General features: G+C 59.6%; 10 protein-coding genes. 3 read left to right on the top strand and 7 right to left on the bottom strand.

The window, feature by feature from the left end; genetic code table 11:
* Positions 1–4: 4 nt before the first annotated feature.
* The 3 genes from AB4P91_RS03165 to AB4P91_RS03155 are packed head-to-tail and all read right to left on the bottom strand — an operon-like array spanning position 5 to position 1,756.
* The gene (locus AB4P91_RS03165) at positions 5–265 is read right to left on the bottom strand and encodes a phosphopantetheine-binding protein (protein ID WP_047299425.1); all 261 of its coding nucleotides are present in this window, start codon (positions 263–265) and stop codon (positions 5–7) included.
* Positions 246–1,055: a 1-acyl-sn-glycerol-3-phosphate acyltransferase gene (locus AB4P91_RS03160; protein WP_150593965.1), complete on the bottom strand. Its 810-nt coding sequence runs from the start codon at positions 1,053–1,055 to the stop codon at positions 246–248. Before AB4P91_RS03160 ends, AB4P91_RS03165 begins: the two co-directional genes overlap by 20 nt.
* Positions 1,031–1,756, bottom strand: coding sequence for a beta-ketoacyl synthase chain length factor (locus tag AB4P91_RS03155; RefSeq protein WP_150593966.1), 726 nt, complete (start codon positions 1,754–1,756; stop codon positions 1,031–1,033). Before AB4P91_RS03155 ends, AB4P91_RS03160 begins: the two co-directional genes overlap by 25 nt.
* A gap of 356 nt (positions 1,757–2,112) precedes the next feature.
* Between AB4P91_RS03155 and AB4P91_RS03150 the strand changes: the two genes are divergently transcribed.
* Positions 2,113–2,883 carry a ParA family protein gene (locus AB4P91_RS03150; protein WP_339478820.1) on the top strand — a complete coding sequence of 257 codons (771 nt, stop codon included), beginning with the start codon at positions 2,113–2,115 and terminating at the stop codon, positions 2,881–2,883.
* Between the two features lie 34 nt (positions 2,884–2,917).
* Here AB4P91_RS03150 and trxC read toward each other — a convergent pair whose 3' ends face one another.
* Positions 2,918–3,352 carry a thioredoxin TrxC gene (gene trxC / locus AB4P91_RS03145; protein ID WP_150687594.1) on the bottom strand — a complete coding sequence of 145 codons (435 nt, stop codon included), beginning with the start codon at positions 3,350–3,352 and terminating at the stop codon, positions 2,918–2,920.
* 194 nt (positions 3,353–3,546) lie between these two features.
* Between trxC and AB4P91_RS03140 the strand changes: the two genes are divergently transcribed.
* The gene (locus AB4P91_RS03140) at positions 3,547–3,843 is read left to right on the top strand and encodes a type II toxin-antitoxin system HigB family toxin (protein WP_150593969.1); all 297 of its coding nucleotides are present in this window, start codon (positions 3,547–3,549) and stop codon (positions 3,841–3,843) included.
* Positions 3,840–4,241 carry a type II toxin-antitoxin system HigA family antitoxin gene (locus AB4P91_RS03135; protein WP_395604299.1) on the top strand — a complete coding sequence of 134 codons (402 nt, stop codon included), beginning with the start codon at positions 3,840–3,842 and terminating at the stop codon, positions 4,239–4,241. Before AB4P91_RS03140 ends, AB4P91_RS03135 begins: the two co-directional genes overlap by 4 nt.
* A 183-nt stretch (positions 4,242–4,424) precedes the next feature.
* Here AB4P91_RS03135 and selO read toward each other — a convergent pair whose 3' ends face one another.
* From selO to AB4P91_RS03120, 3 genes are read right to left on the bottom strand one after another with little or no spacing between them, the layout of a single operon-like run.
* Positions 4,425–5,888: a protein adenylyltransferase SelO gene (selO, locus tag AB4P91_RS03130; protein WP_150593970.1), complete on the bottom strand. Its 1,464-nt coding sequence runs from the start codon at positions 5,886–5,888 to the stop codon at positions 4,425–4,427.
* A gap of 48 nt (positions 5,889–5,936) precedes the next feature.
* Positions 5,937–9,314 (bottom strand): mechanosensitive channel MscK, encoded by a 3,378-nt coding sequence (gene mscK / locus AB4P91_RS03125; RefSeq protein WP_150687593.1) that lies wholly within the window; start codon positions 9,312–9,314, stop codon positions 5,937–5,939.
* 34 nt (positions 9,315–9,348) lie between these two features.
* Entirely contained in the window at positions 9,349–11,091 is a 1,743-nt protein-coding gene (locus AB4P91_RS03120) for a potassium/proton antiporter (RefSeq protein WP_042557305.1), read from the bottom strand.
* Positions 11,092–11,374: the final 283 nt, after the last annotated feature.

Genomic DNA, 11,374 nt, shown 5'->3' with positions numbered 1-11,374 from the left:
GGTCTCAAGCTGCCTGTTTTGCCATGACGAAGGCCGCAAGGCTCGCCACGTTGGAGAAATGGTTGCGGGTGTCTTTGGCGTCGGCATCGATCTTGATGCCGTACTTTTTCTGGATCGCCAGACCCAGTTCCAGTGCGTCGACAGAATCCAGGCCCAGGCCTTCGCCGAACAATGTTTGATCGTCGCCGATGTCGTCGACGCTGATGTCTTCGAGGCCGAGGGCGTCGATGATCAGCAATTTAATCTCACGGTGTAGATCGCTCATCTTCGGCGAGCTCCTTGATGAAGTAAGAATGCAAATAGTCGTTGAGCTTGCGCGAGGCCTGCGGTGCCGGGCCTTGTGCGGCGAATGTCTGTGGATCTATATCGGCCCCGACACGAAAACTGAAGTGTACGCGGCGGCTGGGGATCCGATACCAGGGCTCGGCTTTGGTCAGGGTGGTCGGGTTGACCTTGATGACCACCGGCGTAAGGATTTTCGCACCCCGCAGGGCAATCGACGCAGCCCCCCGATGAAAGGCTGGCGCCTGGCCCGGTTGAGTACGGGTGCCTTCAGGGAAAATGATCAGGGTCTGGCCGTTTTGCAGGGACTCGGCGGCCGCATCGAGCATGTCCATGCTGCCATCGTTGCTGATGTATTCGGTGCTGCGCAGTGGGCCACGGGTGAAGGGGTTTTCCCATAGGCTTTTCTTCACCACGCAGTTGGCCTGGCGCACCAGACCGATCAGGAACACCACATCGATCAGCGATGGATGATTGGCAATGATCATCTGCCCCGGACGCCCGAGGCGTTCAGCGCCCTGAATGTCGTAGGTCAATACGCCGGTGCGAGCCATGAATCGGACAAAAAACCAGAACAGCCGACTGACGGTCTGCCGCGCACGGTGCCGGTGCTTCAGGGCATCGCCGGGCAGACAGCCGAGCACCGGGAAAACCAGCACGCGCAGGCACAGCCCGCCCAGCCCGAACAGTGCGAAACTCGCCGCGGTGGCCACCAGACGCCAGTAGTAGGCGTCGCGGTTCTTCTTGGTCACGGGTTGCGTTGCCAGGTCCATACACGACGTTTCCAGGCATGTTGGCATAGGGACTGCTGGCCGAGCAGGGTGCGTAGCAAGTTGAGCGCGTGGGGCCAGTGCGCTCTGGACGGTGCTGCTGTGGTGCTGTTCAGGGTCAGCCGCCAGTCGGTACCGGGGGTGAGCAACAGACCCAGCGCGTAAGGGAACGGCACATCGTCGATCCACTGCGAATAGGCTTCTGGCGGCTGTTCTTCGGTGATCACCAGCAACACCGCCGGAGCACCTTCATTGAGCAGGGCCGCTGCTTCGAGCATGCCGTGTTCGAGACCGTCGCCAGCGGCGGCGAGGGCGGTCATTTCGCTGGTTTCGCCGCGCATGATCGACCACAAGCCGATGATCGCGTTGTGCACCGAGAGGCTGAATTGCGTCGGCGACAGCGGTTCATCTTTGGCAAGGTCACTAAGGATCTCGTAAGTGCGTGGGGTTTCGCCGTGTCGCGAAACGAACACCAGAGGCAGGTTCTCCCGTCCGTCGGCCAGGGGCCAGCCAACACTGAAAGCCATTCTGGCGAGTCGGCTGAGGCGGCGGCGTTGCATGGCCGGCAAGAACGACACATCGGGCGCGGCATCACTGCTCTGGAGTACGACCGGTTGGCGGCTCCAGGTTTGCCATGCGTCCACGCTTTCGAGCCCCGGGGCCCACGCGCGCCATTGGGCGATGTTGAAGTTGATCACGGGCATTCATCCCGCCCCTGCGGGCTTTTTGTTGAAGCGTGAGTCGTCAAAGCCGCAGCAGGCTTGACGTGGCGCTTGGCGCCGGGTGGCGCGCATTATCCCGGTGACACGGGTGTGTAGCAAATGCTGGTTACATTTTGTGCAGTGAAATGTACCGAGTGGTACGCGGTGAAACTGTCACTTGGCCATTATCCAGATTGTCAGCGGCTTGTCTGTCGGCCATCTCGGCGATGGGTGGCGGTTTTTACTCGTCCCGCACGCGGAAAAAGGCATCTGACCTTGTAGTCCATGTCCGCGAAGGTAGCGAAGCGAGGCGGCGCGCATCTACACTCGGTCATTCTTTGATACACGGAGGTTTTGTCATGCGGCGCGTGGTGTTCAATCAGAAAGGTGGCGTAGGCAAATCCAGCATTGCCTGCAATCTGGCAGCGGTCAGCGCCAGTGAGGGTTATCGCACACTGTTGGTCGATCTCGATGCTCAGGCCAACTCCACTCAATATCTGACGGGACTCACCGGCAACGACATCCCGATGGGCATTGCCGATTTCTTCAAGCAAACGCTGTCTTCAGGGCCGTTCTCGAAAAAGAATCAGGCGGATATCTACGAAACCCCGTTCGACAACCTGCACATCATCACTGCTACCGCCGAGCTGGCCGATCTTCAGCCGAAGCTTGAGGCGAAGCACAAGATCAACAAGCTGCGCAAATTGCTCGATGAGTTGTCCGAAGATTACGACCGGATTTATCTCGATACACCGCCGGCGCTGAATTTCTATGCAGTATCAGCGCTGATTGCTGCAGATCGCGTGCTGATTCCCTTCGATTGCGACAGCTTTTCGCGTCAGGCCTTGTATGGGTTGATGGCGGAAATCGCAGAACTGAAGGAAGACCACAACGAGGGGCTGGAAGTCGAAGGCATCGTGGTCAACCAATTCCAGGCGCGGGCCAGCCTGCCGCAGCAGATTCTCGATGAGCTGATTGCCGAAGGTTTGCCGGTATTGCCGGTGTACCTGTCCAGTTCAGTGCGCATGCGTGAATCGCATCAGGCGAGCATCCCGCTGATCCACCTCGATCCGCGGCACAAGCTGACCCAGCAGTTTGTCGAGTTGCACAACCTGCTCGAAGACGCGTGATCTCTCGAAGCTCCCACAAGGTGGATGAGGCGTGTCAGATGCCTTGGCTACGCAGCCACGCCATCAACTGTGGCAACGGAAACGCCCCACTCTGGCGCGCCACCTCCCGGCCGTTCTTGAACAGAATCAGACTAGGAATCGAGCGAATCCCCAGCTGCGCCGACAACTGCTGATTCGCCTCGCTATCAAGCTTGGCCAGCCGACACTTGCCCGCCAACTGCGCCGCCGCCTGCTCGAACACCGGCGCAAACGACTTGCACGGCCCGCACCAGTCCGCCCATACGTCCACCAACAAAGGCAGATCACCCTTGATCTGGCTGGCGTAATCGCCTTGCTTGAGTTCGAAGGGTTTGTTCAGCAGCACCGCGGATTTGCAACGGCCGCACTTCGGCTGGTCAGCGAGGCGCTCGGCGGGAATGCGGTTGAGGCCGTTGCAGGCGGGGCAGGGGATGAGCAGTGGGGTGGTCATGAGCAAGGTCCGGTGAAGAGCTGATAACCGTAAGTTGGAGACGTTTGCTCATATTTTCAATCGTGCAGGCTTCAAGGTTGCTCCTAGGCTGAAGCACACCGAGCGGGTCCGTTGGTCCGCTCAGTAGTATCGCAACTTGCGATAATTTCGATCTGTGATTAACTTTCTATAGCAGAATGCGATAAGGATGTTGCATGCATGTGTTCAGTGAAAAACCCATTAGAGAGGCCAAGGCACGGTGGCCACAGGCAGAAAACGCGCTGGCGCAGTGGTTTCGTCTGGCAAGCAGAAGTTATCCAAAGGATTTCGCGGCGATGAAATCGATATTTCCCGCAATCGACAAGGTGGGCGAATTTCATGTCTTTGACATCGGCGGCAATAAGCTGAGGTTAATTGCTTTTGTCAGCTACCGATCACAGAGGGTTTTTATAAAGCATGTGTTGGATCACCGCGAATATGACCGTGGGAAATGGAAGGAGGCAAAGGTATGAGTGTGTTGATCAAGACGGTTGCTGAACATTGGGAGTTTGTTTCTCCATTGGTTAGAAAACCCAAGAGCGAAGATGACTACGACTCCCTGGTTCGGGCAGTCGACGAGATACTCGAGATTACCGGCGATGACGAGTCGCATCCGTTGATGAGCCTGGTCGACATCATTGGTGACTGGATCAAAGAATGGGATCACACCCATCACCCCATGGCTCAAGCGAGCGGCGAAGAGGTTCTCGGTTACATGATGCGTGAACACGGCTTGACCCAGAGCGATCTGCCGGGTGTCGGTACGCAGTCGGTTGTTTCTGAAATTCTGAATGGCAAGCGCAAGCTCAACTTGCGCCAGGTCCGCTGGTTGGCAGAGCGCTTCAATGTGCCGGTAGATGTTTTTATCTGAAGGGTATGGCAAGACCCTGCAACGCCATGAAAGTCGCACTCAGCTAGCATGTCGCGCGGCTTTTTCAGCCGTCGCTGTCAACTAGAGGGAATTAACGGTCATGAGCCACACCCAAGAGGCCGCTCTGCCCGCACCGTTTGGCAGCGCCGGCGCTGCAGTTTACGCCTGGCCAGTTTGATGCCATCACGACGAACAACTGATCTCCAGATGCTTGCCCCACTCGGGCGGGCGCTCGGCATAGCTGTCCATCCCCGGTTGTTCGTCGAACGGCTTGCTCAACACCGCGTACAACCGGCGAACCTCTGAATAGTCCCCTTGTTCCGCCGCATCAATCGCCTTTTGCGCCAGATAATTACGCAGGATGTACAGCGGATTGACCGCGTGCATGCGCGTGCGGCGTTGCTCTTGATCGAGCGCGCCATCACGGGCAACCCGCGCCACATAGCGTTCGCCCCAGGCGTCGAAGCCTTTGATGTCGACGAAGTCGTCACGCAATTGAGCAACGGCCAGTTCTGCGGATTGCTCACCGAGCCGGCGGAAGAATAGCGTGTAGTCGACGCCGCTGTTCTGCATCAGTTGCAGCAGGTTTTCCAGCAGCAATTGATCGTCATCCTCAGCCGTGGTGAAGCCGAAGCGACGGCGCATCAGGTCGAGGTAGTGCGCCTGGAACAATGGCAAATACAAGCCGAGCGTTTCGCGCAGGGCTTCAACGCTGATGAACGGCGTCAACGCCTGAGCCAGGGCACTGAGGTTCCATTGGCCGATGGGCACTTGATTGCTGAACGAGTAGCGGCCCTGGTCGTCCGAGTGGTTGCAGATGAAGTTGGCGTCGAAGTCATCAAGAAAGGCGAACGGGCCGAAGTCGAAGGTGATGCCCAGGATCGACATGTTGTCGGTGTTCATCACGCCGTGGCAGAACCCGTAGGCCTGCCATTTGGCGATCAGTTCGGCGTTGCGCTCGACGATCTCGCGGAACATCGCCAGATACGGTTCGGGTTGCTCCAGGCATTGCGGAAAATGCATCGCCAGCACATGCTCGCCGAGCAACTTCTGCTGCTCGGGACGCTTGGTGTAATAGAAATATTCGAAGTGGCCAAAGCGGATATGGCTCGGTGCCAGGCGCAGCACCATCGCGGCGCGTTCCTGCTTTTCACGCCAGACCGGGGTGTCGGAGCCGATCACGCAGGCGGCGCGCGAGGAAGGAATGTTCAGCGCGTGCAGCGCTTCGGAAGCGAGGAATTCACGGATCGACGAACGCAGCACGGCGCGACCATCGCCCATGCGCGAAAACGGCGTCTGCCCGGCGCCCTTGAGGTGCAAGTCCCAGTGCTCGCCGGCCGCGTTGTAGACCTCGCCGAGCAATAAGCCGCGACCATCACCCAGTTGCGGTGTGTAGCCGCCGAACTGATGCCCAGAGTAAACCATCGCTCGCGGCTCGGCATCGGCCCACAGCTTGTGGCCGCCGAACAGTTCGGCAAACTCTTGGGTTTCGGCGGTGGCCGGCTCTAGATCCAGCAGCGCGAGCGCTGCGGGACTGGCGACGACCAGACGCGGGTTGTCGATCGGCTCAGGCAGCACATGGGCGGAGAACGCATCGCCGAGGCGGGCGAAACGATTGTCGAAGGTCAGTTCGTCGAGGGCTTTCAAGGGCCGGCTCCAGCAGAATGTCCGAGCATTCTGCTGGGATTAGACAGGTTAGTCGAGCTTGGTCGGTGGCGGCTCTTGCAGAGGCTCTTGCGGCGAATCTTGCAGCGGTTTTTGCTCGGCGCCAACCGGCACGATGGTTTTGGTCTCCGCTTCGAGGGGCACCAACTTGTATTCCTGGCCATGCAGGTTCTTCAGGTAAACCTCCATCTGGCGGAACGAAATGTTGATGTGCTGCTTCTTGAACTCGCGGTTGATAAAGCGGTTGACCTCATCAAGCACCGGGTTGCGGTCACCCAGATCGCGTACGTGCATGCGCAGTTCGTGGTCGAGGGTGCTTTCGCCGAAGTTGAGGAAGTACACAAGCGGTTCCGGTTCCTTGAGCACGCGCGGGTTTTCCCGGGCGGCCTTGAGCAGCAGCTCCTTGACCAGATCCAGATCTGAACCGTAATCGACGCCCAGTTTGAGCGTGACGCGGGTGACAGTGTCGGTCAGCGACCAGTTGATCAGTTGCCCGGTGATGAACGTCTTGTTCGGGACAATGATGTCCTTGCGGTCGAAGTCGGTAATGGTCGTGGCGCGGATGCGGATCTTGCTCACCGTGCCTGACAGGTTGCCGATGGTGATGGTGTCGCCGATCCGCACCGGGCGTTCGAACAGAATCATGATGCCGGAGATGAAGTTGGCGAAGATCTCCTGCATACCGAAACCGAGGCCGACCGACAGCGCCGCCACCAGCCATTGCAACTTGTCCCAACTCACGCCGAGGGTCGACAGGGTCGTGACGAAGCCGATGCCAGCGATCACGTAGGACAGCAGCGTCGTGGTCGCGTAAGCACTGCCCTGCGCCAGATTGAGTTTTGACAGCACGAACACTTCGAGCAGGCCGGGCAAGTTGCGCGCCAGGGCAAAGGTGATGCCAATGATGATCAGCGCACCCAGCATGTCGCCGATGCTGATCGGCACCATGCTCATGTTGGCGCCGGTGCCACTGGTGTATTCGTAAAGGGTGATGTTGTCGAGGTACGAGAACACTGAGATCAGGTCCGACCAGACCCAGTACAACGCCGCGATGAAACCGCCGAGCAGGGCCAGACGGATCAGGCGCAGGGACTGTTCGTTGACCTTTTCGATGTCCAGCGTCGGCTCTTCAATGACGGCTTCGCCGTCGCCGGCCTCTTTCGCGGCCTGGCGCTTGGCCAGGGCACGCTGGTAGGCCAGACGCCGTGCGGCAACGCTGAGGCCGCGAACGAAGGTGGCTTCGATCACCAGCCAGAACATCAGCAGATAGAGCGTGTTGATCAGGCGATCGCTGAGTTTCAGCGCGGTGTAGTAGTAACCAAAGCAAACGGCGACGAACAACGCGATGGGCAGCAGGGTAAACATCACGCCCAGCGCCTTGCGGAACAGCGAGGCGTTTTGGTGGGTAGGGCTGCTGATCAGCAGGCGGCTGAGCAGCCATGCCATCAACGCGTAGCAGGTCAGCACTACCGGCATGCCGAGGACGTCGTCGGCCAGGGCCGCCGGCTGCAATTCGGCGACCGCGACCACAGCCACCAGTGCCATGACCACCAGGCCAAGTCGACGCACCCAGCCTTGCAGGAATTCGACTTGGGGTTTTTCCCAGCGGAAGTGCAATTCGGCCACGCCGCCCGGCGCCAGAATCCGGTAGGCGGTGTAGAACACCAGCCATGCCTGACCCATTTGCAGCAGCGCCGCGCCCATGTTGGCGTTCTGCCCTCGGGCGTCGATCTGCAGGGCCAGACCGCACAGACCCAGCCCCAGCGCCACCGGCATCGCCAGCAGAATATTGATCAGGATCGCCTGCGGCGTGTGCCACTGGCTGTCACGTTTGAAGTGACCGATGTCCTGGTGAACCTTGTTCAGGCGCCCATACAGACTCTTGCGCCGCCACAGCAACGCGCCGATCAGCAGCGCCAGTGGCAGGAACAGCAACGGGCGCTGGGTCAGACCGTCGGTCAACTCGCTCAGGCTGGAAGCCCACGGCAACGTATCGACCTGACGCTTGAGGCGATCCGGCACGCCGCGCATCCACTCCAGGTCCAGCGGCTTGTTGCTGGGAATCCAGAACATCTGCTCGTCGAGGGTCGCGCGCAGGCTTTGCGCTGTACTCAACAGTTGCTTCTGGTTGAGTTGCAGGGTGATCGATTCGTTGAGCATCGCGCTCAATTCGCGATTGAGCCGCTCCAGCAGGTCGGCGCGCGTGTTGGCCAGGTCCAGCAGGCTTTTGCGCAACTGCGGCGTGATCTGTTCCGGCGGCTGGGTCGTCAGCAGGTTCTCGACATAAGACGCCGGATTGCTCAGCAGTTCACGCTGCTGGCTGACATCAAACTGATACAGGCGGATGTCAGCGATCTGATCCGCCAGATCACGGTCGACCTTCAGGCGTGGCAGAGCCTGTTTCTGTTTGTAGAGAATCTTCGACAGCAGCAGGCTGCCCTTCAGAACGGCGATCTGCTCGTCGAGGGCTGAATCGCTCTGGGTCAGAGTGTCGAGTTGCTGTTTGGTTTGCAGGTTCTGCTGAGTGACTTCATTGAGACGATCGGTACTCTTGAGCAGATAGTCCGAGAGTTTGAGGTTGGCGGCGCTTTCGGTGGCGAGCAGGCTGCTGCTGCCGGCCTTCTGTGCCTCGATCGATTGCTGGGTGACGGTTTCCTGAGACTGCGCCAGACGCTTCTGGTTGATCAGGGTCTGCAGTTCCTGGATCTCGCGGTCGAGGCGGTCGGTTTTTTCGGACAGCAGGTCATGTTGAGCGTTGCCCAGATCCTGCAACTGGTTATTGCCGGCCAGTTCCTGGCGGCGCAACGGAATCAGCGCGTTCAGCGCCGCCAGCTCGGCATTCAACTGGTCGCGCTGCTCGGCGCTGACGGTCTTGCCCGCGTCCTTGCCGGACTTGAGGATATTGTTGATCTGCTGAATGCGCGTCTGGCTGGCAGAGATTTCTGCCTGAGCCCGCTCGGGGCGAGTCTGCGCGGTGATGATCAGGCTGTTGGCCTCGGCCAGCGCTTTTTGCAGATCACTTTGCTGGGTCGAGCGATCCGTCAGGATTTGCTCCAGCTGCTGGATCGACTCCTTGGGGAAACGCTGCGTCACCGGCACCACCGCAGTGGCCTTCAGACGCGTCAGCTCGCGGGTGCTCTCGATGGTCTGCCGGGGCGCGGAGGCAAGTTGCTGCTTGAGATCGATCAGCTTCTGTTCGTAATCACGCTGATTGTTCAGATGATTGAGCGTGCTCTGCAGGACAGTTTGCAGGGTCTTTTTATCGGCATCCGGCAGTTTACTGTCGGCAAGCTTGTCGAGGCTGGCCTGCACGGATTGGCTCGACGGTGGTTCGGCGGCGTACAGCGGGCCGACAGTAAGACTCAGGCCCAGAAGGGCCGCGACGAAAAAGGAGCGCAGGGTAGGCATAGAGACCGGTCAAGCAAGTGATAGTGGACGCAGTTTAGAGGAAGAGTCCGGGGCCCGGGCGACTTCCTTCGGGGAATCTGACGCCCACTTTGGCAATCTTGTTCCCGTCCATGACCGCCACCGTCCAATGGGTATTGTTCCACTCCACCTGGTCACCTACGATCGGCGCCCCCCCGACTTTGTGAGCAATGAAGGTGCCCAGGGTCATGTCCGGATCAATGCCTTCGGCCGGCAAGCCATAAAGCGCAGCAACCGCTTTAAGCTGGGCGTCTCCTTCGAGCACGAAGTCGCCGAAGAAACGCAGGTCGAGGCCACGTTGCGGTGCCTGACTGAACAGTTTTCCGAGCGCCGGCAAGTTGTGTTCATGGCCGATAACACACAACAAATCATCGACTTCCAACACCGTACTACCCGACGGATGGAGCAGTTGCTGGCCTCGGAACAGCGCGGCGATGCGCGTGCCTTCGGGCATTTTCAGCTCGCGCAGGGGTGAACCGATGCACCATTTCTCCGCGCCGAGCTTATAAACGAACAGCTCCCACTCGCTGGTGATGTGCACTTCCAGTGCGGATCGCGAAATCGGCGCAGGCTCCGGCGGTACGGTAACCTTCAGCAGTTTGGCCACCCACGGCAGGCTTGTGCCCTGCACGAGCAGTGACACCAACACGATGAAGAAGGCGAGGTTGAAGTACAGCTGAGCGTTTGGCAGCCCGGCCATCAGCGGGAACACCGCAAGAATGATCGGTACCGCGCCGCGCAGGCCAACCCAGGAAATAAAGACTTTCTCGCGGCCATGGAACGCCTTGAACGGCAGCAGGCCGACCATCACCGACAGCGGTCGCGCAAACAGAATCATCCACAGCGCCAGGCCGAGGGCGGGCAGGGCGATGGGCAGCAAATCGTGCGGCGTGACCAGCAGCCCCAGCACCAGGAACATGCCGATCTGCGCCAGCCACGCCATGCCATCGAGCATGTGCAGGATGCCATGACGGCTGCGCACCGGGCGGTTGCCGATCACCAGTCCACACAGGTACACCGCGAGAAAGCCGCTGCCATGCAAGGCGTTGGTCAGGGCAAACACCACCAGACCGCCAGCGATCACCAGAATCGGATACAGGCCGGCGGCGAGGTTGATCCGGTTGACCATTTGCAACATCAACCAGCCACCGCCGAGCCCGACCATGCCACCGATACCGAACTCGCGGATCAGGTGGGTCAACAGGCTCCAGTGCAAACCGGTCTGGCCGCTGGCGAGCATGTCGATCAGGGTCACGGTGAGGAACACCGCCATCGGGTCGTTGCTGCCGGATTCGATTTCCAGGCTGGCGCTCACCCGTTCGTTCAGGCCCTTGCCGCCGAGGAGCGAGAACACTGCCGCGGCGTCGGTGGAGCCGACGATGGCGCCGATCAGCAGGCCCTGGATCAGGTTCAGGTCGAACAGCCACGCCGCTGCCATGCCGGTCAGTCCGGTGGTGATCAAGACTCCGACCGTCGCCAACGACAGCGCCGGCCACAACGCCACGCGGAAACTTGATACCCGCGTGCGCAAACCGCCGTCGAGCAGGATCACCGCCAGCGCGAGGTTGCCGACCAGATAAGCCGTGGGGTAATTGTCGAAAATGATCCCGCCGCCATCGACCCCGGCGGCCATGCCGACCGCGAGAATAATGACCAGAATCGGAATGCCGAGCCGGGAAGAGAGTGAGCTGACAAGAATGCTTGCGCCTACCAGCAACGCGCCGATCAAGAACAGGCTGTTGATGGTCGTCGCATTCAAAGGCAGTACTCCAGAAGCGTAAAGACGGGCGAAAACTGACCATGCAGTCTGCGTGCCAGCGATTCTAACCTGTTGAAATGTGATGCTGTCAAAAAGGTTTTCACGCTGGGGTGTTCGAGGATTCAGTTTGGCTCGCGATGGCTGCCCTCACCCTAACCCTCTCCCAGAGGGAGAGGGGACTGACCGGGGTGCTTGTGCGGGCTACGCCGACCTGAGATGCCGAGTCGAACTCAGGTTTGGAAAAGCACGAAGATCTGCCCCCTTTCCCCTCACCCGGAGGGGA

This window comes from Pseudomonas sp. B21128 (assembly GCF_044218865.1).
GTDB classification, from domain to species: domain Bacteria; phylum Pseudomonadota; class Gammaproteobacteria; order Pseudomonadales; family Pseudomonadaceae; genus Aquipseudomonas; species Aquipseudomonas iridis.
Note: the sequence above shows the minus strand (reverse complement) of the source record. Positions and strands in the feature narration are given on the sequence as shown.